Raw genomic sequence first — 24,874 nt, forward strand, 5'->3', positions numbered from 1 at the left:
GAAAGGGGAGTCTTTAAACAGGCTTCCCTTTTTTTATGTTTGGAGATTTCTCATAGCGCAATGGCTGGGTGAAAAATGACAGGGTGCGCATTTTGCCCGTAAGGGCGGTATGAAACATGACATTTTGCTAAATAGCCAGCTTGCCATTTAAAAGTTTTTCGCAAGATTCAAAATGACTGATAGGGAGCAGAACGCCTGATTTTTAAGCCTGATTTTGATTGAGTTGTAAAATTTTTTATTTTTAACAAAACAAACAGGAGACCAAACCATGCGCCGGCTCGTTTTTATTTTCAGCTTACTAAGCGCCCTGGCCATTGCGCAGGCGGGGGATTTTGACGCGCAGAAATATCTGCAACAAATTCACAAGCCCGCAAATAAGGCAAAATTTCACGTTTTAGCCCATCTTTCTCCCCTTAATCAGGATACCACCTCGGCTTGCTGGGCATTTGCCACCACCTCGTTTATCGAAAGCGAAATGCAGCGTCTGGGGCTGGATACCGTCCGCCTTTCCATGATGTTTCCCTTTTTTCACGTTTATATCGAAAAAGCGCGCCGTTTTGTGCAAACCAGAGGGCAGTCGCATTTTGCGCCGGGAGATTTATTTACCGGCGTTTGGGACATGATTCAGCAATATGGCATGGTGCCCTATCAGGCGTACAGCGGCTTGCCCGAAGGTAAAAACACTTACAACCAGCAGCTCATGTACGCTCAACTGGATTCGCTCATGCAAAAGGTGAAGGCCTTGCGGTTGTGGGACGAAGACCTGGTGCTGTACAAAGTGCGGCAGATTTTGTACAAACACATGGGCGTGCCGCCGCAGGTCTTTGAATACAAAGGGAAAACTTACGATCCCAAATCGTTTTTGAGAAAAGTAGTCCGTTTGCCCTGGGACGATTACCTGATGGTGACCTCCTTTCAATACGCGCCTTTTTATCAATTTGTGGAGCTGAAGGTGCCGGACAACTGGGCGCATCATGACGACTATTTTAATGTGCCGCTGGAGGAGTTTTACCGGGGGATTAAAAACGCTTTGAAACGCGGATACACCGTTGCCTTTGACAGCGACATCGGCGAGCCGGGTAGAATGGGGCGGTACGACGCCGCCTTTGTGGTGCCCTACGACATCCCCGGTGAGTACATCGATCAGGATGCCCGCGAACTGCGTTTTAAAACCGGCGTCACCACCGACGATCATTTAATGCACATGGTGGGCTACCGAAGGGTAAAAGGAGACGACTGGTTTCTGGTTAAAGATTCCTGGCGCACCGCCTGGGATGGCTCGCCCGATTTAGACGGCTATTATCTGTTTCACGGAGATTATGTGAAGTTAAAAGTGCTGGCCTTTATGGCGCACAAAGAGGCCATCCCCGAAATCGTTAAAAAGATCAAAGCGCAGAAATAAAACAGGTGGCGATGTTACGTCTTTTATGTCGGCAAACCGTAAACGCCTTAAAGGAGCCTGGCTTCTGGCATCTAACGCAAAATGCGCTGCTGTGGGGCTTTATTCTCCTTTTTGGCTCTCACTATTTTAAACCTTTTTTACAGCACTGGCAACATGACAATCCGCCTGTTTCGCTTTTGCTATTGAACGGTTTGCTGCTTTACCTGTTGGTGGCCTTTCCCGTTTTTCTGTCCCGTTCGATAGCCCGGCAGCTGCCCCTGTCGTTGCTGCGCCCCCTGCCGCTGGCGAGCAGCGATTTGCTGAAGTTGTTGTTTTATTACTTGCACAAAAACTGGCTCTGGGGCTGGATTATTTTTACTCTTTATTGGTTCACGGAATGGCGGATTGATAGATGGCGGGCCATGTTTTTGATCGGCCTGTTTGCCGTTCTTGTCCTCGGTTTTACCATCTTTAGCCTGGAGGCCTTTCTGAAACTGCGCCGCCGCCAGAAGGTCTTTTTCTTTTTGCAGGGCGTAATGGCGGCGACGCTGATTATCGGCAGCATTCTGTGGCGCCACTCGTTTAACGCGCTTTTGCTGTTTGACCTTTTACTGGCCGGCCTGCCTTTAGGGCTGAGTTTAACGTGGAGGGTGTTTCTGGGCAGAAAGGCGGGAGCGGCATTGGATGAATTGTACCCGCTTGCTAAAGAACATGCACAAAAAAAGAAAGGGCGCGCTCGTCTGCAAAAAAACGGCGGATTGTGGCGACAGCTTGTCAGACGGGAGTTTTTAAATCTCTGGCGAAATCCGGCCTTTCGGCGCAGCAAACGGTGGATGTTGCTGGCCACTCCGCTGGTGGGATTTTTATTGTTCCACCTTTACCCACAGCAGGCGCTCAATTTTTTTACACTGACGGTGTTTTTGCTGATCTGGCGCCATTACGGTCAGTTTTTTTCAACGCAGTTTGCCCAACGAGAGCCGGAATGGTTTTTTAAAGGGCTGAATCTGCCTTTTTTTTCGTATGCGTCGGCCCGCTTTGCGGTGGAGTTTTTGTTCGTGCTTCTTTTATTGGCTCTTTTCAGTTTTACGCTGCATTTTAACCACATTCCGCTGAGCGAGCACTGGCAGCTGTTGCTTTTTTTGCTGTTTGCTGCGGCCATGATTCTCGTTTCGCTGATCAGCTTTCAAATAATCTTTTTTGATAATCCGCGAACGGCCGGCTACGCCTTCCATTTTTCGCTGTTGTTTTTCACCATCCTGACATTGTGGGATCGCTTTTTAGGCCCGCTGATAACGGTTTTCTTTTTAACGTTGTATGTATTCAAAAGCTATCGATTTTTAAGGAGTTAAAACAAGCATGATCCAGGTTCAGAATCTTTCTCTTTTTTATGAAGAACTTCAGGTGTTGAATGCCGTTCATTTAACCATAAAACCGGGCGTTATCTGCGGTCTGGCCGGTATTAACGGCGCCGGCAAGTCTTCGCTGATCAATTGCCTGCTGGGCCTGATTAGTGAATTTGAGGGCCAAATTTTCATTAACGGCCACGATGTCCGTAAAGATCGTTCCTGGATTAAATCGCATTGCGGCTACGCGCCGGAAGAGACGGAACTGTTTGATTATTTAACGGGCCTGGAATTTTTGCAGTTGATTGCCAGCGTTAAACGCCTTTCGCAACCTCAAAAGGCAATCAAAAGCCTGAGCGAACTGTTTGATATGGCAGATTTTTTACCCATGCTGATTGCCGGTTATTCCCATGGCATGCGCCAGAAGATGCTGCTTTCTGCGGCTTTAATGGGCGAGCCGGATTTCATTTTTATCGACGAAGCCATAAACGGTCTGGACACGTTGTCTTTGTTGCGCCTGAAAAAATATTTGCAAACGCTAAAAGGGCAGGGCAAAACCGTTGTTATTGCCTCTCACGTGTTGCCCTTACTGGTCGATTGGTGCGATGAGATCCTTATCTTGCATCAGGGCCGGCTGCTAAAAACCCTGGTTCGAAATGAAATGCAAAACGACGATCGCTCCATCGAGCAAATTTTTATGGAAATAATCGGACAATAAGCGCGCTTAACGCCGGCGTGCTTTAGATGTTTTTCAATTATTATCTCCCGCAGATTAAAATTGGTTTCGTTCGAAATTTTGTCCTAATTTAAGAAAAAAAGAAGGCAGACAGATTGTTTTTAAATAAAGAAAAGGGAAAACAGATGGTACAAACAGGTCTGGATGTTTTAATCGCAGAAGATTTTGCCCTGTTAAAGAATAAAAAAGTGGGATTGCTGTGCAATCAGGCTTCGATTGCTTCCGATTTTCGTCATGCCATCGAGCGCTTTAAAGAGGCCCATCAAAAAGGGCGCTTTGAACTTAAAGCTTTGTTCGGGCCGCAACATGGATTGTTTGGCCATACGCAGGATAACATGATTGAATGGGAAGGTTACGTCGATCATTACAGTGGTGCGACAGTCTATTCCCTGTACGGCGAACATCGTAAACCCACGCCCCAGATGTTGGAAAATATAGATGTGCTGGCGGTTGATTTGCAGGATGTGGGTGCGCGCTATTACACCTTTATCTGGACCATGGCCCTGTGCATGGAAGCCTGCGCAGAAAACAATGTGCAAATGGTCGTGCTGGATCGTCCCAACCCCATTGGCGGTCGGCAGGTGGAGGGCCCCTGGTTAAATATGGATTTTAAGAGCTTTGTGGGCTGGCATCCATTGCCTGTGCGTCACGGATTAACCATTGGTGAAGTTGCCATTTACCTGAAAGAACGATTTTATCCCGCTGTACAATTAAAGGTTGTTCAGCTTAAAAACTGGCGGCGCTCTATGTATTTTGACGAAACCGGTCTGCCCTGGGGTATGCCTTCGCCCAATATGCCCACGGTGGACACGGCCGTTGTTTATCCCGGCATGTGCCTGCTGGAGGCGACCAATATTTCCGAGGGCCGGGGAACGACGCGGCCTTTCGAGATTTTTGGCGCGCCCTGGATGGACCACTGGCAATTTTCTGCAAGGATGAACGAACTTGGTTTGCCGGGCGTACATTTTCGGCCCCTGGAGTTTCAGCCAACGTTTAACAAATATCAGGGAGAGGTTTGCCGCGGCTGCTTTATCCATGTTTACGATCGCTCGCAATTTAAACCATTTTTGACAACCATCGCTCTATTGCGAGAAACCATTCAGTTGTACGGCTCTTTTTTTCAGTGGAAAAACCCTCCTTATGAATACGAGTACCATAAAATGCCGTTTGATATTCTGGTCGGCAACGACTGGTTGCGTCCCATGCTGGAGCAGGGTGCGCCGCTTTCAGAAATGGAAGTTAAATGGCAAAATGAACGGGCGCCCCATTCTTCTGAAATAGAAGAGGCCCGTCTTTATGAATGATCCGCTAGGCGAAATCATTTTGTATTAAAAAAGGTGTTTCGCCCGACCTGCTGACCAGAAATGTGGTCTGGCGCAAGGCGAACTTAAATGAGGATGAACGCTTAGTTTAGAATGCTTTCTGCTTAGCGTATTAGCGGTTGAAAATTTTAGTGCCGCTGGAGTGGTTGATTAGTTGAATGGTAAAATGGTTGAATGGTAAAATAGTTGAATGGTTGAATAGTTGAATGGTTAAATAGTTAGTCTGTCATTTCAAAAATGTTTCTCCAAATGTGATGAATTCCTACCACCGTTTATGTAGGGGCGAAGGATTTCCAAGAACAATTCAGCGCCGGCAAGCATTACTCTTTAGTCATAAAAAAAAAGCATTCTGGATAAAGGGGGATGGAAATCCTTCGCCCTTACAAGTACGGTCATTCCTAATCTTTTGTCTGAGAGTAAGAGTACAGTGCGTGAGGGCAATTCAAACTATTTTTAATTTAAAATAGTTTTTTCGCCTTTGTGACTTATCTGAGCTATCAGTGGTCGCTCAAAATAATTTGTTTAATCTTTTTTGCGATGATTGGCGTAATCTGCAAGAAAATTATTTAGCGCGCATTGCCGCTTTGCTGCCTTAAACAAAAATAGTGCGTGTTTGCCTATGACGGAGCGATGCCCTTATGCCTAATTTTTCTATTCGTAAATCTTCTGTAAGCGTATTCAAGTAACCCGGCCCCCAAAAATGCGAAAATACTGATGAAGAAAGCCGCCTTGTTGGTTTGCCATTGATAGTTCATGAGCGCGCCGAAAACAATCAACAGAACGATGAGATTGAAGCCAATGATAAACCTGTTACCGCCGAATTGCTTGTACAATTTTAAGTGGGAATACAGGACAAAAATATAAATGACGGTAAAAATGGTGCTGGTGATGGAAGCAATGGCTCCTAAATCCAGAAAAAGCGCTGCAGTAAGGGCAAGGCCAGAAGTAAAATATAGACCTTCCGTCGATTGGAACCATACCTTGCGCTCAAAACTTTTAGGCAACTCACCGCTTTTGGCCAGCGCATAGGCAATGTTAGCCCCACCGAAGATGGAGGCGTTTAATGCGGATGAAATGGAAAACAATGCTCCGATTGATATGAGAATAAAACCAAAATTTCCTAAAAAGGGTCTGGCAGCCACGGCCAGGGCGTTTTCCTGCGCTTTGATAATGTCTGGTAGGGGTAAGTTACCGATGGTTACAATCGATATGAAAACATAAATAAACATGACAATAAATATGCTGATATAAATAGCCAGCGGAACATTTCGTTCAGGATTTTTAATATTTTCGGAGGCATTGGTGATTAAGCCAAAGCCCATGTAGGAAAGGAAAAAAATAATTGAAGCATTGATCATTCCGCTAACATGCACGGTATCTAACAGGGGTTGAACTCTTAGCCAGTTAATAGTCAAAAAGCCGCCGAAGATAAAAATTAACAGAATAGAGACTTTAATAAGCACAATGTAAAATTCGGCTTTTCCCACCGCCTTACTGCCAAAGAAGTTTAAAGACGTAAAAAATGAAATTACAAAAATTTCGACGATGGCCATGGATACGGGGGTAACGGTTATATGAAAAAAGGGCAAAAAATAACCGGCAAATCCTTTTACAAAAAGAGCAATGGATACGATATAGGTCAGCCACATCAAAATACTTAATGCGCCCGTAATGATGTTATCGCCGATGCCTTTCAAAATGAAGGCAATGGGGCCGGCATTGGATATTATTTTAGACCCTAAAATCGCATACGAATAGGCAACGATCAGGGCATAAAAGGCAGAGAGCATGAAAGCTTCCGGTAAATTTTGTCCGGCAATTTTGGCGCCCAACCCGAAAATAGAAAAAATACTGGCGCCGATCATGGTACCCACCGCCATGGAGATTACTTCTAATAAACTGAGCTTTTTAGATGGTTTCATGAGCAAATTCCTTCCGTGAGGGGTGTTGACCTTTCCTATCCGCCATTTCTTTGTTTTTTATATTATAAAAGTTTTACAATAGTTGTCAAAATAATTTATGAATTTTTACGCCTTTAAGGAGGGGGAAATATCAGCGGACACATAAGAAAATAAGCGACTTCAATCAACCGAAACGTCGATAGAAACAAAATAATGGATAACTCTGGTCAGGATATAAAAACGGACGGCCTTTGTAAGGACCGTCCGTATATGAAGGGAAAAGTAGCGTCGTCTAACCGTCCTTTCAAATAGTTGGCGGTCAAGGTTGCCCAGGATGTAATTTCTTCCATTGGCGCTGGAATGACGCTATGCAAGATTCACTTAAAACTCGCTAATGGATCAAATTAAAAGCGCCTTTAATCAATATCTCGGCGTCGCCAAATCGATCGGCGTTAAGAATTTGTGTGTAACCGTCGTTGGATTTGCCAATTTTAACCGCTTCTTGCACAAAGATGTATTGGTTGTTGGTAAAAGATTTTTTGACCAGAATATAATTTCCACTTTCTACATTAACCACAGCGTCTGTAGGCAGCGCCGGATATTGCTCCTCGTTCACTAAAATTTCCGCTTCGATGTACATGCCGGGGATGAATTGTGAGCTCAGGGCTTCGTTTTTTAAATGGCCGTGAATATTGATGGTCCGTTCAGGCGAATACACGGCCTGCCCAACAAGAAAGACCAGGCCTTCGTAATAGTCGGTATCGTTGTCCGGTAAACGAAAGCGGATGGACTGTCCTTTTTTAATTTTGGTGATGTCCTTTTCAAAAACCTTTAATTCCAGGTGCAGGTGCTCTGTGTTAACGATGGAGACAGCCACCTCGTTGGGACTTAAAAACTGCCCGCGGGTAATATTGACCTGTGTAACATACCCGCCGATGGGCGCTTTGATCTCGGTAAAGGTGGCGACCCTGTTGTAATCCAGATTTTCCGGATCGATGTTCAGCAAGCGCAGTTTTTGCCCCAGCGCTTTAAAGTCGGAGAGAACGGTAAAGTAATCGGATTCGGCTTTCAGATATTTTTTCTGCGAGGCGACATTTTCTGCAAACAGTTTCTTCTGCCGTTCGTACTCTGCGCGCAGGTAGTTTAAGCGACTTTTGGCGGTTAAATAATCCTGCTGCATTTGCACATAATCGGGGTTTTCCAGCGTAAACAAGGTGGCGCCTTTTTTAACGCTTTGTCCTGCTAACAGGCGCACATCTTTCACCGTTCCGCCGTAGTAAACGCTCACGTCGGCTTTGTATTGCGGTGGAACGTCAATCATGCCCGTGGCCCGGATTCTTTCCGAAAAATATTGCAACGTAATTTTGCCCAGCTCCATATTTGAAGAAGTAAACTGTTCGGCAGTAATAATAATTTGATTTTCAGCTGGAGCGTTTTCTGCTTCTTGTTGATTCTCGGTAGTTGTGCAGGCTGCAAACAGCGCTAACAGTACCGTTACAATGGAGATCATTTTTAAAGCTTTCATTTTATCTTCCTTTATTTTTCATTTAATACCAGATAATTTAACGACAGAACCGTCTGGTTGTACTGATTCAAATTGTTTAAGTAGTCCATCTCAATCGAAAGGGAATTGCGCACTAACTGGATGTATTGCAAAAAATCAATTTCGCCGTTCTGGTAGGCCTTGTTGGCGTTTTGCAAAAGCTCCTTTGCCAGTTCCCGGCCGGTAGTCTGGTAGTAATCTACCGATTTTTTGTAACTGTGTAACATGGCCATTAACGATTGGATGTGGGCTTTAAGTTTGGCGTCGTAGTCTTTGTAGTTTTGACGGATAATCTGGCGTTGAATTTTAGCGCGCTGGATATTGGAACGTTGTTCGAAGAAGAGAATGGGAACAGAGATGCCCACGTCAAAGCCGTAATATTTTTTGGCGTTGGCGCCGTTGTTGCTGCCCACAAAAACACCTACATTGATCTCTGGCAGAAAGCTTTGTCTTTGCAGACTGACATCCAGATTGGCCGCGCGCAACATCTGTCGGTAGTAATTAAGCCCCGGATTGGATGAATCGATCGAAGTAAGGGGCAGTTGCGTTAATTTCAGGGGCGGCAGAACGTAAGCGCTGTCGCTTTGCAGCCAGGCGTTCAGTTCGGCGTAAGCGCTCTTTATTTTTTGTCGTGTCTGGGCCAGCATTACTTCCGCTTCTTTCTTTTTAGCTAATGCGGTTAAGTATTCCAGCTTATTGGTCTCCCCCACATCGTAACGCATTTTAGCGGCCTGAGCAAAGCGCGTTAGCAGGCTGTCCAGAAAACGGTATTTTGCCTCCACATTATTCAGGTAAATGATGGTGTAATACGCTCTGGAAACTTCTCGCTTTAGCGCGGTTTCGCTTAGCGCATATTTTTGCTTTTGGGCCATGATATGCGCCTTGTTTTTACTTCTTTGTGTGAGATAAAGGGTGGGGAATTTAAATGACTGGTTAGCTCCCCAAACATCCAGCGGCAGGTTGTTTTCCGCAATATTGTTTTCATCGTAACTGTAATAGAAATCGGTTTTCGGAATATCCAGCGACGTCTTGCTGGCCGCTTCTTTCACCATAAGGTGTTTGGCGTTTAAGCCGGCGTTATTTTTAACGGCGATGGCAATGGCCCGATCAATGGTGAGGTATTGGTCGTTGCCCGCAGGGTTTTGCGCTTTAACAAAGAAGGGCGCCATTACCAGCAACAGGAGCGTAAGCAGGCTAATGGATTTACCTTTTCCCACGGGAATTTTGACCTTTAAATTGTCCATTACTGAGTAGAGAACGGGCAGGACAATCATGGTTAGTAAAGTGGCGCTAATCAGTCCGCCGATGACTACAGTAGCCAGCGGGCGTTGAACCTCTGCGCCGGCGTTGGTAGAAATCGCCATGGGCAAAAATCCCAGCGCTGCCGCGCCGGCTGTTAGCAATACAGGCCGCAAACGGTTTTTAGTGCCTGTAAGGATTCTTTCGTACATATCCTTAACACCTTCTTCTTTTAATTCTTTAAAATGCTCGATCAATACAATGCCGTTTAAAACCGCAATGCCAAACAGAGCGATGAAGCCCACGCCAGCCGAAATGCTAAAGGGCATGCCGCGCAAATAGAGCGACAACACGCCGCCCACGGCGGCAAACGGAATGGCGCTGTAAATCATCAGGGCTTCTTTAAACGTGCCAAAAGCGAAATGCAGCATGACAAAAATCAGGAACAAGGCAACGGGCACGGCAATCATCAATCGCCTTTTGGCGTTTTCCAGGTTTTCGAACTGGCCGCCGTAAGTAACCGTGTAACCGACCGGAAGTTTAATTTGCTGGTCGATTATTTTTTTTACATCATCCACCACGGATGCCAGATCGCGATTACGCACATTTACGCCGATTACAATACGCCGGCGCGTGTTATCGCGTGAAATTTTGGCCGGACTTTTTACAACCTTAATTTCCGCAAATTCGCTCAGCGGTAAAGTCTGGCCGTTGGGCAATGCGATGGAGGCGTTCTTTAAATGCTCAATGCTCTGGCGATGTTCTTTGTCAAAACGGACAACCAGATCGAATTGTTTTTCGCCTTCAAAAACCACGCCTGCTTTGGCGCCGGCAAACCCCATGGAAATAATGTCGTTCAGTTCCTGAACATTCAAGCCGTACTTGGCGATTTTTTGTCGGTTGTAGCGCACGCTCATCTGTGGAAGCCCGGCCACTTTTTCCACCGTAATGTCAGAGGCGCCTGGCACGCCCTGGATAGCCGCTTCGATTTCTTTGGCTTTGCGGTACAGAATATCCAGATCTTCCCCGAAAATCTTAATGGCCAGGTCTGACCGCACGCCGGTGATCAGTTCGTTAAATCGCATTTCGATGGGTTGAGTGAATTCATAATCAACGCCGGGAATCACAGAAAGAGCTTCTTTAAATCGGTCGGCCAGTTCATCTTTGCTTTTGGCGGTGACCCATTCATTCTTTGGCTTTAAAGTGATGATGACGTCGGTCTCTTCCATAGACATGGGGTCGGTCGGCACTTCGGCGGCGCCAATTCGACTGACCACGTTTTTAACTTCTGGGAATTGTTTCAAGATTTTTTCCATGCGCGTCATGGTTTCGATGGTTTTGCTCAGAGAGGTGCCCGTTTTAAGCACCGGCTGAATCACGAAGTCCCCTTCGTCCAGCGTGGGCACAAACTCCGCGCCCATTCTGGAGAAAATGACGGCCGAGCCGATCAATATGAACACGGCCATGCCCATTACTTTTTTCTTGTTTTTCATGGCCCAGCCGATGGATGGTTTGTACATCTTCATGATAAAAGCCATTAAGCGTTTGGAAATATTGTTTTTTTCGGGATCGTCCGGGCGCAGAAAAAGGGCGGAGACTACCGGCACATAGGTAAAGCCTAAAATCATGGTGCCAATAAGGGCAAAGGTGAATACCAGCGCCATGGGTCTGAACATCTTCCCTTCTACGCCGGTTAAGGACAGAATGGGAATAAACACAATAATAATGATAATCTGGCCAAAGACCGCAGAGCTGGTCATTTTAACCGTGCTATCCCGCGAAATTTTGTCGCGCAGGTTCTGTTGCTCTGGGCCTTTAAGCTTCAGTAAATCGTTCCGTCGAGCAGTGATGCGGAAGGCAATGAACTCCACAATAATCACCGCCCCATCTATGATAATTCCAAAGTCAATGGCGCCCAGACTCATCAGGTTAGCATCCACTCCAAAGATGTGCATCATCGAAAGGGCGAACAGCAAACTGAGGGGGATGACCGATGCAACCACCAGGCCAGAACGAAGATTTCCCAGCAAGAGAACCACTACAAAAACCACGATTAAAAATCCCAGAACAATGTTTTCTGTGATGGTGAAAGTAGTTCTGCCGATTAATTCGCTACGATCCAGAAAGCCATTAATGACGATGCCCTCTGGCAGAGTTTTTTGAATTTCTGCCACGCGTTCTTTTACGCGGTCGATGGTCGCTTTGGAATCGGCGTCTTTAAGCATCATTACCTGACCCAGCACCTTTTCGCCCTCGCCGTTGGCGGTAATGGCGCCAAAGCGGGTGGCGTGCCCAAAACCAACTTTGGCCACATCCCGAATATAAATGGGCGTGCCGTTAACATTTTTGATGACGATGTTGCGGATATCGTCAAGCGTTCTGGTTAAACCCTCGCCGCGGATGAAGTAGCTCTGGTTGGTCTTTTCGATATATCCGCCGCCGGCCACGCTGTTGTTCTTTTCCAGCGCGGTGTATACTTCCGAAATAGAAATACCCATCGAACGGATGCGCTCCGGATTGACCGCCACCTCGTATTGCTTCAGGTAGCCGCCCCAGGTGTTGACTTCTACAACGCCCTTAATGCCGGAAAGCTGGCGGCGCACGATCCAATCCTGAATGGTGCGCAGGTCGGTAATGGAATAGGCGTCCTTATGCGCTTCGTCGGTATCGATAATGTACTGGTAAATTTCACCGAGTCCCGTGGTGATGGGCCCCATGAAAGGCGTACCGAATCCTTTAGGAATGTTTTCCTGCGCGTTTTTGATCTTTTCGGCGATGAGCTGTCGTGGTAGATAGGTGCCCATGTCGTCTTCGAACACAATGGTAACCACCGAAAGGCCAAACTTAGAAATAGAGCGAATTTCAAGAACGCCCGGAAGATTGGCCATTTCCAGCTCTACCGGATAGGTCAGATACTTTTCAACGTCCTCGGTGGATAGGTTCCTTGAGGTGGTAATCACCTGCACCTGATTGTTGGTTACATCCGGCACCGCGCCGATCGGAATCTGAGACAGAGAGTAAAGCCCAAAAAAGACCAGGGCCAGCGTCGCCAGAATAATGATCAGCTTATGGTCGATGCTGTAGTTAATAATTCGTTCAATCATTGTAACTTCCTTTATGAATTACTTTAATAACAAGATTTTTGAAAAAACGAAATATTTCGCATCTGCTCTTTCGTACTGAATGCGAAATATTATGTTTATTAATGAGAACTTTCTGCCTTCGTGCATCCATTCTGGCAGAAAAACATTTTCAATTTTCTTTATCAAACGTCCCTCTCAATATATTTTACTCTGCTTAGCGCTGACTTAAATAAATCTTAAAAGAATCTTAAAAAATAGATTTTTTTCTCCAGAGCGGGAGTTTTAAACGGGTTTTTAAATAAAGGGTCACTGTCAAATTCCTTTCTTACGAGAAAATTGGCTACAGTGAAAAGTAAAGAATAACCTTTTCTTTTTTGGAGTGGCCGAAATTGGATTTTTTGCCTGCATGGGCGATAAACTATTTTAAAAACATTTTAATTTTGTTGCATGGCATCTGGAGCCAAACTATTTACTGTTTAGCGGGGCGAAAATAAGCGCTCGGTGAAACAAATCAACCGACCGGAAAAATTATTTGCGCCTTCAATCCTTTAGGCGGATGGTTCTGGAGTTTTACCTCCACGCCTAAAATTTCGCTGGCCTTTTTAACAATGGAAAGACCCAGGCCGCTACCATTAATGTGTTTGTGATTTAGCGAATCAGAGCGAAAGAAAGGATTGAAAACAGAATTTAGATCTTCTTCTTTAATGCCCTCGCCGTAATCAACGACTTCTATGATTATTTTATCGTCTTCTTTGTGAGCCTGGATTTCTATTGTGCCGCCCGCAGGAGAGTATTTGATAGCGTTGGAAATGATGTTTTCCATAATCATATCCACATAGTAAGGGTCGGTTACTACCTCTGCAGCCAGATCGTCCTTCATGACGATGTTAATATTTTTTTCCTCAATGAGTTTTCGGTGACGGTAAATGGCATTGTCGATCAGCGAAATGGCGGGCAGAGATTCTTTCCGTAAAGAGATATTGGCTTTATCGAAGCGGGCCAGCAGCAAAAGCTGATCCACGCGTTCAGACATAGAGTCGATTTCGGAGATGCAATACTTGATTTTTTCTTTGTACTCTTCTTCTTTACGCGGTTTGCGCACCAGAACTTCCAGCGTGCCTTTAATGACGGAGAGCGGCGTTCGCAGTTCGTGCGATGCGTCGTTGGTGAATTGCTTTTCGCGTTCAAAAGCGTTTTGCATTCGATCGAGCAACTCATTGATGGCCTGCGATAGGGTGTACAGTTCGTCGCGCGTTTTGGGCAGTTTAACCCGTTCGCTTAAATTGTATTTGGTGATGCGGTTGGTGGTTTCGATAATATTGACTATGGGTTTGATGTTTTTATCTGCCAGGTAGCGCGCCACAAAAAACAACAGGGCCAGCACTAACGGGAACAAAACCAGCAGCACATATCGCAGGTTTTTTACAACCAGGATGGTTCCTTCCAGCGAAACGGCGGTTAAAAGGTATCCCTTTAATTTCCCGTTTTGTTTAACGGGGATTTGAATCTGGCGAATGGCTTTGTCGCTCAATTCGGCATTAAAGCATTTGTGTGCGATAACATCGGGACGGAAAGTCAGGGTTTGTTTTTTTAAATTGGTGGACTTTGCCAGTACGTTGCCTGATGTATCCACAATTTGTAGAAAGAAAGGTAGGACTTCTGCTTCCTTGTGTTCGCGTTCGGCAATAATGGCATGGTTGTCGAAGTACAGGCTGTCTTGTTCTACGATTACGTCTTTTAAATGTTTACGCGCTTCATAGATAAGGGCGGAATCAAGATTGGAATACACGGTAGCGGAAACAATAAAATAGATGATTACAAACACGGTGGCAATGATTGATGCGGCCGAAATCAAATAGTAAAAAGCGATTCTGTCTTTAAAGGTCATGGTTGTGTTTCCCTGGCAATGTATCCCACGCCGCGGATGGTCTTGATGTGCGGGCCGGGTTCTTCCAGGCGCAGCTTCTTCCGCAAAGCGTTGATGTAAACGTCGATGACCCCGGTGTTGTACTCAAAATGGATATCCCATACACTTTCTATGATCTGCGTTCTGCGGCAAACCTTGCCTTTGTTTCGTAAAAGAAACTCCAGCAGGGCAAATTCTTTTTGCGTTAAAAATATTTCTTCGTCGCCCTTAAACACACGGTGCGTCTGCGAATCAAGAACGATGTCGCCCAGGGTAAATTTTTCGTGCTCGGCTGATTTTGGACGAAGCTGCACGCGAATGCGTTCTAATAGTTCTTCAAAAGCAAAGGGCTTTTTAATGTAGTCATTAGCCCCGGCCTGTAAGCCGAAAATCGTATCTTGAACCGTATCTTTAGCTGTTAAAAAAATAATCGGCGTTTCTCCGTCCGTCTTGCGTAAGGTGCGGCATACTTCAATGCCGCTGATGCCAGGCAACATCCAATCGATTAAAATCAGATCATACTCGCCGGACAGGGCGTTTTCAAGACCTGTATTGCCATCGTAAGCCACGTCAACGGCAAAAGATTCTTCTTCCAGCCCTTGCTTGATAAAATTGGCTATGCCGGGCTCGTCTTCTATTATCAATATTCTCATGGCCTCAATGTATTACGCAATCATTAAATTCGTCTTAACGAATTCTTAAGATTTTCTTAAAAGCGTTAAAAATATCCTCTGATAGCAGAATATATCTTATTTTTAATCGTAATTCAAAAAGAATGTCGGCCGGAAAAAGAAAAGACGAGTAGATGGGATTGGCGCGAAATGAATGATTAGACTCTGATTGGCAGGGATATTCTTGCGCGTAGATTGCACAGAAATTCGCAGAAAAATATTAAATGTGTTCACTCTAAGGCAGCAGAGCCGCAGCCAAAATCAAGCGCAACGGCCGCAAAGTAATGTTCTCACAGATTACGCCAATTATCGCAGAAAAAGATCAAACAAATTATTTTAAGCGACCACTGATAGCTCAGATAAGTCACAAAGGCGAAAAAACTATTTTAAATTAAAAATAGTTTCAATTGCCCTCACGCACTGTACTCTTACTCTCAGACAAAAGATTAGGAATGACCGTACTTGTAAGGGCGAAGGATTTCCATCCCCCTTTATCCAGAATGCTTTTTTTATATGACTAAAGAGTAATGCTTGCCAGCGCTGAATTGTTCTTGGAAATCCTTCGCCCCTACATAAACGGTGGTAGGAATTCATCACATTTGCAGAAACATTTTTGAAATGACAGACTAACTATTCAACCATTCAACTAATCAACTATTCAACCAATCCAGCAGCACAAAAATTTTCAAATCCCGCCCGGGCGGTATTGATTTTCCAGAGGAAGTATCCTACTCAACCATTAAACCATGTCGGCCCGTTAAAGCGCCAGTTCTTTCGATGAAAATTTTCTAAGATGGTTTCTTATTTTGTAAAACCTGTTGTACTTTACTGGCGAAGTCATTAATCGTAAAAGGTTTCTGGATAAAGTGGACGCCCGCATCAAGCACCCCATGATGAACAATGGCATTGTCCGTATAGCCAGACATGTAAAGCACCTTAAGATGCGGATGATTCTCCCGCAGTATTTCCACCAATTCTTTGCCGCTCATGTTGGGCATAATAACATCCGTAATAAGCAGGTCCGGTTTTAGACCTTTTTTTTCTATCAGCAGCAGCGCTTCGCCGCCGTTGGCCGCCACGGTGACCCGGTACCCCAGTCTTTTAAGGATTTCACCGGCCAGATTTCGCAAAGCTTCTTCATCTTCGACCACCAGAATATGTTCGCCTGCGGAAGATTCAATGGGCGCCGCCTTCTCTTTTTCTTCCTGGGGTTGGGCTTTTGTTTCCGGAAGGTAAATTTTAAATGTGGTTCCCTTTTCCGGTTCTGAGTAAACCAGAATATTGCCTCCGCTTTGTTTGACAATTCCGTAAACCGTGGAAAGTCCCAGCCCGGTGCCTTTGCCCTTTTCTTTAGTGGTGAAGAAGGGATCGAAAATCTTTGAAAGGGTATCTTTATCCATGCCATGACCGGTGTCGCTAATGGCAAGCATCACATATTTACCCGGCTTAACGCCCATGTGGTTGCGCGCGTACAGTTCATCCAGCTCCACGTTTGAAGTTTCGATAGTTATTTTACCGCCGCCGGGCATGGCGTCCCGGGCGTTGACCACCAGATTCATGATCACCTGCTCCATCTGTCCCGGATCGGCCATCACACGGTAAAGATCATCGGCAAGTTCCAGTTTCAGGTCAATATCTTCGCCAATCAGCCGTCCCAGCATCTTTTCCAGATTGCGGATCAAAACATTGAGGTCCAGCGCTTTCGGCTGAAGAGTTTGCTGACGGCTAAAGGCCAGTAACTGTCTGGTCAGGGCAGCCGACCGTTTGCCCGCCTCGACAATCTGCTTGACTTTGTCCGTAAGAGGGTCTTCCGGACGAAGCTGACGCAAAATGATGTCGCTGTAGCCGAGAATGACGCTCAGCATGTTGTTGAAATCGTGCGCCACACCGCCGGCCAGCCGCCCAATGGCTTCCATCTTCTGGGCCTGGAGCAATTGTTGTTCCAGCTCTTCTTCACGCGTCACATCGCGTTTTACGGCCACATAATGCGTAATTTTTCCACTGGCGTCAAAAATCGGTGAAATGGAGGCTTCTTCTATAAATAAGCTTCCGTCTTTACGTCGGTTGATAAATTTCCCATACCAGGTGCGACCGCTGGTGATGGTTTCCCACAAATTTTTATAAAATGATGCGTCGTGTTGTCCGCTTTTTAAGATACGTGGATTTTTGCCCAGCGCTTCATTGCGGGAATAGCCGGTTACGCGTTCAAAAGCAGGGTTGACATATTCAATGTTACCTTCCGTATCGGTGATGATCACTGCTCCGGCTGCGTGGTGAATGGCGGCGCTCAATCGTTCATGGGCCGCTTCGGCTTCTTTTTGGGCCGTAATGTCTATCATAGAAACGATGCTTTGTTTGCCGCCGGGCATCATGCTTACGGATAGCAGGGTGTGGATTACTTTACCGTTCTTGTTGATTAATCTGGCTTCGTATTGTTCGGGCGGTTTTGCCGGGTCTTCCAATCGGGCTTTATGATAGCTTAGCACCAGGTCTCGATCTTCCGGCGCAATATAATCGATTCCCCTGGTGCCGATAAGCTCTTGCGGGGCGTAGCCAGTAAGGCGTAAACATTGACGATTGGCCATCAAAATCGTCGTATCTTCATCCACCAGCAAAGTAGCGGTGCCGGTGGCTTCAAAAATGGCCCGGTACTTTATTTCGCCCTTTTGTTTTAAGTGGAGAGTGCGCTGGCGCAATCGTAAAAGAATCTGGAGATTAGCCCTGAGTTCGGATCTGGAGAGAGGCATGCGCAGCACATCGTCGAATCCCGCTTCCAGCCAGGGATCAGCGGCATCCCGCTTGCCCAGCACCACTACCGCTGGCAGAAAAATCCCGGACTTCTTTTTCTGTGTGAGTACGGCGTGGCCATGCCTGCGCGCCGACGGGACATCCAGGAGAAAAAGATCTGCCCTGGCGATATTTTTTTCTATTAACTCAACGATGTCATAACCCAGAGATGAAAGGTAATCGGTCACCAGCTTACGGTCAATCGGATTGCCGAATCCCACGGCAATGAGCGGGCGACTAACCTTCATGCCCGTCCTCCCTGTCCGGATTTTTCGGCAAATGGATAGTATCAGTTGTTGGCACCCCTGTTAACAGGCCATGGAGCTGATGGAGTTTTTTACCGACCTTTAAACCTTGCGACGTAATGATCAATTCTCTCAAGTCGGGCTGAAAATTTCCAATCCGTTTTTTGAGGCAGCTTATCACCTTAATTACGCGTCCTTCTACTTCCGCATAGCGAATTAAAAGAACATTGTCGGCCACGTAGCTCACGCCCATGTCGGTGATCTGCAAGTTGCCGGTAATCATTTCCTGCTCATTCACAATAAATAGGCTGGCCATATTGCGGCGCGTATAGTTGATGATGTTCTGCATATTGGCAATGACGCTGCCAAAGGTTTCCATGGCCATGTTATAGCCGCGCAAACTATCCAGCACAAACATGTTGACGCCGTTTATCTCCATGTCATGTCGCAACATCTCCAGAAATTCATCCGGATATTGTTCCAGGGGATTGATTTCTCGAAAGGTGATCAGGCCGTCTTCGATATGTTTTTGGAAGGGGATGCCAATGGCGTTGCAGCGTTCAAGCATGGAGGCCAGACCTTCTTCAAAAGAGTAATAAACGCCCTTTTGTCCTTCTTTTGCTGCTGTGGTAAGAAACTGGAGCGCAAGGGTGCTTTTCCCTGCGCCTGCCGGCCCAGAAATCAACGTGCAGGTACCCGAAGAAAGACCGCCCATGAGCAATTCATCCAGCCCTTCAATGCCAGATTGAACCATTTTTCGTTCATATGTGTATTCCTTTAGCTTTTCAATCCTGTGCGGCCAGACAACTATACCCCGGTTCGTAATGCGCAAGGGGTGCCTGCCGGTCATAAATGAAAAACTGCGCATTTTATTGACTTCTATGGTGCGGATCTCGGTCAGCCGGTTTTCTGAGGTCTCGTTCCGTAAGGTGAGAATACCGTCCACAGCCATGGCCAGCGAAACGTCTTTCTCCAGCTCAAGGGGTTCAAAGAGCAGTAGAGTCAGGCACTTTTTTGCAGAAAGGCGATTGACCATCCCCTGGATGTGCTTGCGGAACTGATATTCGTCTGTTGAAAGATAGCGCAGAAAGGTGGCCGAATCAATGACCAGGCGTTGCGGGGAGTGTGTTTCAATGGCATCGTTAATTTGCTTCCAGATGGGTTCGCCTTCCACTTCTGCCGGAGAGAACACACTGTATTCTCCTTCCGGAAGATCTTCCTCGAAGGCTTCTGACAGATCGACCATGACGATGTCTTTCAGATCAAAATCAAAAACAGAGGCGTTACGACGCAGCGATTCTTCTGGCTCTGCGAGCGTGATATACAAACAGGAGGCGCCCTTTTTGGCGCTTTCGGTTAAAAATTGAAGGGCGAGAACGGTTTTGCCCGTTCCGGGCGCGCCAACAATGAGATAACTTGACGCAGGAACGAATCCTCCGTTTAATATTTCATCCAATCCTTTGATGCCCGTTGGTACGCGTACATTCATCATGGTTACTCCTCCTCACTTCTGGCCGGGGAAAATCTCTCACTCCCTTTTTGAGCTTAAGTCGGTTTAGATAAGGTCCAGAAGTCTGCTCTTACATTCTTTTTTACGTTTCTTCACCGTTCAGCATGCAGATTATTATTACCGTTTTTCGTTAAATCAGCAGGATCTTGGTTTCACTTCTGACATAGAATTGAAAGATGTTTTTTGAGATGCATTTTCTTTTCAGGACTCCTTCAGAAAAGGCCGGACGCCCCGGCAAAAGTTTTTTAATATGACATTTTATCCCATACGCCATGCCATCCAATAATTTACTTAATTAAAGGACGCGATTAATTTTTAACTCATTTTTTACTTTTGAAGCGCAACGATATTTTTTCATCTATAGACGTTTTTCGAAAGCGAAGTCATGCAATTTTTTAAGCCGCACAGCATGTAATTTGAGCAATCATACAGGAAAGCGGTTTCTCGTCCCTGAGCTAATAGAGTAAATTTACAAGTTCAATGATTTATAAGCAAAAATTATTAAGGCATCTAAAAGATGGTCACAAAGGGTTAAAGTTTTTTTGGTTAGGAACGCCCGATTTTTTAAAGGCGGCGCATGCCGCTTATTGAGAGCGCGGGCAGTTAAAACTAATGCAGCACAGCCGCAACCAAAATCAACCGCAACGTGCGCAAAGTAATTTTCCCGCAGATTACGCCAATAATCGCAGAAAATTATTTAACATTTAAGACGCAAGCTAAGCAAACCGGTACTCTACTATTCGTAATTCGTAATTTTTAATTCAAGTACAGCATAGCAGCAAACAAAAACATTCCCGCAGGAATTTAAGCAACCACAGAGAGATTAGAGAAGTCACAAAGGGCGCCAAGAATGTTTTAAGTTTTGAATTGCTCTCACCCCTCCAATTCCCGGCTCTCAGAATAAAATTCTGGGAGGGGGAAGATTTGCTGGTGAGAATTTTCTCCGACGGTGTGCTGGGCGCCAACGCCGACTAATTTCTATTTAACCATTCAACGGTATAGATTCTTCACTCCGTCCCGATTCCTCGAGACTGAAGCTGGCGCTCCGTTCAGAATAACAGGCCGGCAACCATTCAACCAATCTTGCAGGATACATGCTACGAAGGAAGCAGTCTAAAATCACTGGAGCCGACAAAAATCTGGCTCCAGCGATCGCCAATCTGAGGGACGCTCTGCATTTATCTTGAAAAAAAACGCAAGTTACCAGCGCAGTAGCGCTGCAGCGCCTGCAAATTCCTTTAGTACACGTTCTTCGGCAGCGCCGCGGACGAATTCCAGGCGAGCGCCATATTCCTGGGCCAGGAGCCACACATAATCGCGCAGCGCAACCTGCTGAGGTTCGTCACAGAAAATACGCGCCATTTCCTCAGAGCAGGCAACAACGCCTTCTTTAGGGCAACGCCAGATTTTAGCCTCAAGCTTCCATGGCAGAACAAGAACATCCACGCGCCCCATTTGCAAGGCGTCCAGTGCTTCATCCAGTCCCCGGGCTCCGGGTTGTTTGGCAATGCGATCCAGGAGTTCCATTTCGGCGGCGCGCTCAGCCGCTTCCAGAACGGGTTGAATGCGTTCCATGATATCGCGGGAGGACTGAGCCTTGCGGTTTGCAGGATGTGCAACATGGGCAACCACGCGATTACGCAGTCCGCGGCTCAGGTATCCTTCAAAGTGCCTGGTCTGCCAATCTTCCCCCATGAAAACAAGTCGTTGTATGTTTAGCCGCATCACCGCTTTTTCCAGGGCTACTGCCAGACGCATGTACAGCCGGTGCATCCAGGCGCTTATTTTGGCTGATTCGCGTTCTTTTGGCGAAAGCCTGTCAAAGCCTTTTCCGCCCATTGCCTTGCGCAGCGATGTGGCATTGTCAATGCGTGCCGTCAATTCTTCGAGTTCTTTCCAATCCTCGATTGTGATCTCTTTAAAGATTTCGCTGTCTTCCGAAACTTCGCCAAGAAACACCTCATAAAAGCGCCATCCGGAGCCTTCCAGATGAAGTACGCCTGTGGGCTCGTATTCATCTGCGGCAAAAAATAGGGGCGTTAAATAGGGCTCGCCCCAGCGGGCATCGACCCTTCCGTGAGCCAGATCGACCACCGGCAACTCCACCTGCAGGTCCAGGCGTTTAGTGAGAAGTCGACCATGCCGGCCGCGCGTGGCAAACAGCGCCAGCGTGCGAGCCTGGGGGCGTTCCTGGTCAATTAATTCCAGAACAGCATCGTAAAGAGGCGTATCGCGTTTGCCCTGCGCATTGTGTATTTCCGGTAGAGTTTTGAGCGCATTTTTGATGCGCTTTGCCCACGCCCGTCCCGCATTTTCTGGCTTAGCCGGGTTAATATCGGCATAGATGGAAAGGACGGGGGAATCCGTTTCAAAGAAAGTTTCTTTTAACTCGAGAATTTCTTTTTGAATGGGAATCATTATTCTGTCCTCATTTTTTTAATTGCAATCCGTATTTTTGTGCCGTTACATGTTCTTTTCTAACTTTTTAGTCTTTAACGCAACGATGATCATCTGCCAGCCATTAAGGATCATTTCCACGGAAATAAGTAAGCCAATAACCCACAGACTGCTAATTGGCCAGTTAATTAAGATGTAGATACCTAAAACAAGCGCCAGTATGCCGCCTATGGCATGTTGCAGCCAGCGCCATCCGTGAATGGCCAGCAATGTGGAAAGTCCAAGACGTAAAGCCCCGATTAAGATAAACACCACGGCAAGCATAATGGTTAGCGCGGAAGCGCCGCTAAGCGGATCAATAAATATCACTACGCCTCCCGCCAGATAGAGAAGGGCGAAAATTAAATGTGGAATTCTACCACTCCAGGAAGCGTCTTTTTCCTTAAACCAGTGGTAGGTCTGTAATACACCGGAAATAAACATCAGGATTCCGAATAAAATGGTTGTTGTGATAGTTACCAGACCTGCAATGCTAATGCCAATGGCGCCAAATAACAGGTTTAAAACGCCAAGAATCAATAACCATTTCCAGCTGGCCGGTAACTCTTTAACCTCGATTAGTATTTCTTTAGATTTCATCTTTTCCTCCCTTTAAAATTTTGATAGTACTCAATCGTCGTGAAGAGAAATACAACTTGCGTGCCAGCCGTTCATTAAATTCATTAAATGTAAAATTTATTAGTACTTAAGATGTGTGATTGCCTTTTCCCTTTCAGCCATTCATTTGCCATGAGTCGTTAATGTTGACAGTGGCGTTTGTCATATTTTCAGATTGAATTACGTCGTGGCAAGCTTCTCGAAATAACACGAAAAATTTTTGCGTTTGCTCTAAGGCAGCGAAGCCGCAACCAAAAAAAGAACCACCATGAGCGCAAAAAAAGCCACAAAGCGCGCAAAGATTTTTTCACTCAAACCCTTCTGTCTGGCTTCAGCTGAAAAGTGAACGCCAGGATCGAAAAGAAAAAATAGAACGGTATCTCAACATGTAAGACGAAAACTAAGCAAATCGGCACAATTTACGCCCCTTCTCTTTTTTAAAGAGAAGGGGCTGGGGGATGAGTTTTAAAAACAGCACAAAAATTTTCAAATCCCGCCCGGGAGGCTGTTGCATGGGGGGGAGGAATTAATGCTTATATTCTCCGATATTGATAATTTTTTCTCATTCTTAAGCGTTGGGCAAAATATAGAATTAAAAACGCCAAAATATTCTTTGAAAATAAAATTAATAGATCATCTTTTTCTTGTGATGCTGTTATAAACGCTGCTAAACGTTTCCCTAACATATTTTTAAATAGAACATTAATATTATGCCCAATACACATTAACGTAAATTCACTACGAACATTATTAAGACCAGATAAGGAAAATCCACGATAGCCTAAATTATGCTTCAAGTTACCAAAAACAGGTTCAACTGTCACCGAACGCTTTTTTAGTCGTTCCTGCGCCGCTGAAGTTTGTAACTTTTTCGCCATACGTTCGCAATAACTCTCATTAACTGAACGATGGATTTGCTTAACTTTCTTTTTACTGGAAATGCATAAATTAATTAAGGGACAGTCCTGACAATCATTGGAACGATATACGATCCGTTCGCTATTCCTCTCAACTGGAAAAAGCTTCTTACCCGCCGGACATTCATAGTAATCTCCCTGTTCATGATACACAAAATCACTTCGTTTTAGTTTTCTTTCTTCTTTTTGCAATTCTTCCTTGGAGGTTGGTGTCTCCTTTATCGAACGATTGGATAACTGGGGATCGGCTATTACGGCATCAATCTGCTTTTCTTCCAATTCTTTTAGGTCTGTGCTATTGTGATAACCGGAATCGGCCGTGTAAGATCGCTTATCATCTGAACCAAGATTCTTCTCTACTTGTTCTTGAATCGGTATGAATTGACCCTGGTCGTTGGGCTGGCTTACGACTTCATGAGCTACTATTAAATGACTGGACATATCTACGCCTAATTGTGCGTTATAGCCCGGTCCATCCACCGAAGGCATCATGCGGGCATCCGGCTCTTTTACATTTATTTGATGTCTTGAACGATGTTCTGATTTGAGCTGTTTCTTACGCTCTTTCAATTGGGCTTTACGTTCTAATATCTCTTTCTCTAAGCGCTCAAGCCGTTCTTTCTCCGCTCGAAGAGTTTCTAAATCTAATTCATCCGTGGCCCCCTGTTCTACAAAATTACAGCGCTGCATGTATTGCTTGATCTCTGCTCTTAACTTCTCTATACGTTTGTCTAATTGATCCTCAGTGTAGCCATGACGCTTACTGCTGTGCGCTTTGATTTTCGTGCCATCTATGGCTATCTGGTTGAAACTACTTATGCCTTCGGCCTGGGCAATTAAAAGTATCTCTACAAAATATTGGTCTAATAAATCCAAATGTGCCTTGCGAAAACGACTTAATGTACTATGATCCGGATGCTGATTCCCAGTGATATAAATGTAGCGCGTATCAAATTTACACAATTCCTCCAGCTTACGGGTGCTGGTAATGCCGTTACTATAAGCATAAAACCATAAGGCAAGCATCATGTCTGGGGCATAAGAATCACCGCCTTGCGAACTATAACGGGAATAAAGTGCACTTAAATCAAGGCGCGAAACCAACTCCACTACAAATCGACTCTTTGGATCGTCTCTGGCAAAATCTTCCACACTATAGCCAAAGAGATTCATTTGTGAGCGATTATAAGTAATAAAACTCATGGAATTCCTTTGTTATTACTTGTTTTATCTGTC

The 24,874-nt window shown here is 45.6% G+C and carries 14 protein-coding genes; 4 read left to right on the forward strand and 10 right to left on the reverse strand.

Annotated features, from left to right (window positions below):
- Positions 1 to 268 precede the first annotated feature (268 nt).
- From Cabys_RS02275 to Cabys_RS02290, 4 genes are all read left to right on the forward strand, one after another.
- Complete coding sequence (locus tag Cabys_RS02275) at positions 269 to 1,402, forward strand: C1 family peptidase (protein ID WP_006928489.1); 1,134 nt, start codon at positions 269 to 271, stop codon at positions 1,400 to 1,402.
- Between the two features lie 11 nt (positions 1,403 to 1,413).
- Complete coding sequence (locus tag Cabys_RS02280; RefSeq protein WP_006928490.1) at positions 1,414 to 2,730, forward strand: hypothetical protein; 1,317 nt, start codon at positions 1,414 to 1,416, stop codon at positions 2,728 to 2,730.
- Between the two features lie 7 nt (positions 2,731 to 2,737).
- A complete protein-coding gene (locus tag Cabys_RS02285) occupies positions 2,738 to 3,442 on the forward strand; it encodes an ABC transporter ATP-binding protein (protein WP_006928491.1) in 705 nt (234 codons plus the stop codon).
- A gap of 143 nt (positions 3,443 to 3,585) precedes the next feature.
- Positions 3,586 to 4,764, forward strand: a complete 1,179-nt coding sequence (locus tag Cabys_RS02290; RefSeq protein ID WP_044281807.1) for an exo-beta-N-acetylmuramidase NamZ family protein — start codon at positions 3,586 to 3,588, stop codon at positions 4,762 to 4,764.
- Positions 4,765 to 5,399: 635 nt separating this feature from the next.
- Here Cabys_RS02290 and Cabys_RS02295 read toward each other — a convergent pair.
- The 10 genes from Cabys_RS02295 to Cabys_RS02340 form a co-directional block, all read right to left on the reverse strand.
- Positions 5,400 to 6,704 (reverse strand): APC family permease, encoded by a 1,305-nt coding sequence (locus Cabys_RS02295; protein WP_006928493.1) that lies wholly within the window; start codon positions 6,702 to 6,704, stop codon positions 5,400 to 5,402.
- A 370-nt stretch (positions 6,705 to 7,074) separates the two neighbouring features.
- Positions 7,075 to 8,208: an efflux RND transporter periplasmic adaptor subunit gene (locus Cabys_RS02300; RefSeq protein WP_006928494.1), complete on the reverse strand. Its 1,134-nt coding sequence runs from the start codon at positions 8,206 to 8,208 to the stop codon at positions 7,075 to 7,077.
- Positions 8,209 to 8,219: 11 nt separating this feature from the next.
- Positions 8,220 to 12,569: a CusA/CzcA family heavy metal efflux RND transporter gene (locus Cabys_RS02305; protein WP_006928495.1), complete on the reverse strand. Its 4,350-nt coding sequence runs from the start codon at positions 12,567 to 12,569 to the stop codon at positions 8,220 to 8,222.
- 490 nt (positions 12,570 to 13,059) lie between these two features.
- Positions 13,060 to 14,436, reverse strand: a complete 1,377-nt coding sequence (locus Cabys_RS02310) for a sensor histidine kinase (RefSeq protein ID WP_006928496.1) — start codon at positions 14,434 to 14,436, stop codon at positions 13,060 to 13,062.
- A complete protein-coding gene (locus Cabys_RS02315; RefSeq protein WP_006928497.1) occupies positions 14,433 to 15,107 on the reverse strand; it encodes a response regulator transcription factor in 675 nt (224 codons plus the stop codon). The genes Cabys_RS02310 and Cabys_RS02315 overlap by 4 nt, the downstream gene beginning before the upstream one ends.
- A gap of 806 nt (positions 15,108 to 15,913) precedes the next feature.
- Positions 15,914 to 18,160: a hybrid sensor histidine kinase/response regulator gene (locus Cabys_RS02320; RefSeq protein WP_006928498.1), complete on the reverse strand. Its 2,247-nt coding sequence runs from the start codon at positions 18,158 to 18,160 to the stop codon at positions 15,914 to 15,916.
- On the reverse strand, positions 18,150 to 19,649 hold the full coding sequence (locus tag Cabys_RS02325; protein ID WP_006928499.1) for a DUF7125 family protein: 1,500 nt from the start codon (positions 19,647 to 19,649) through the stop codon (positions 18,150 to 18,152). Before Cabys_RS02325 ends, Cabys_RS02320 begins: the two co-directional genes overlap by 11 nt.
- Before the next feature lie 1,218 nt (positions 19,650 to 20,867).
- Complete coding sequence (locus tag Cabys_RS02330; RefSeq protein WP_006928500.1) at positions 20,868 to 22,085, reverse strand: VLRF1 family aeRF1-type release factor; 1,218 nt, start codon at positions 22,083 to 22,085, stop codon at positions 20,868 to 20,870.
- A 45-nt stretch (positions 22,086 to 22,130) separates the two neighbouring features.
- Positions 22,131 to 22,703, reverse strand: coding sequence for an HdeD family acid-resistance protein (locus Cabys_RS02335; RefSeq protein ID WP_006928501.1), 573 nt, complete (start codon positions 22,701 to 22,703; stop codon positions 22,131 to 22,133).
- A 551-nt stretch (positions 22,704 to 23,254) separates the two neighbouring features.
- Positions 23,255 to 24,841 carry an IS1182 family transposase gene (locus Cabys_RS02340; protein ID WP_006928502.1) on the reverse strand — a complete coding sequence of 529 codons (1,587 nt, stop codon included), beginning with the start codon at positions 24,839 to 24,841 and terminating at the stop codon, positions 23,255 to 23,257.
- Positions 24,842 to 24,874 lie beyond the last annotated feature (33 nt).

Source organism: Caldithrix abyssi DSM 13497, assembly GCF_001886815.1.
GTDB classification, from domain to species: Bacteria; Calditrichota; Calditrichia; order Calditrichales; family Calditrichaceae; genus Caldithrix; species Caldithrix abyssi.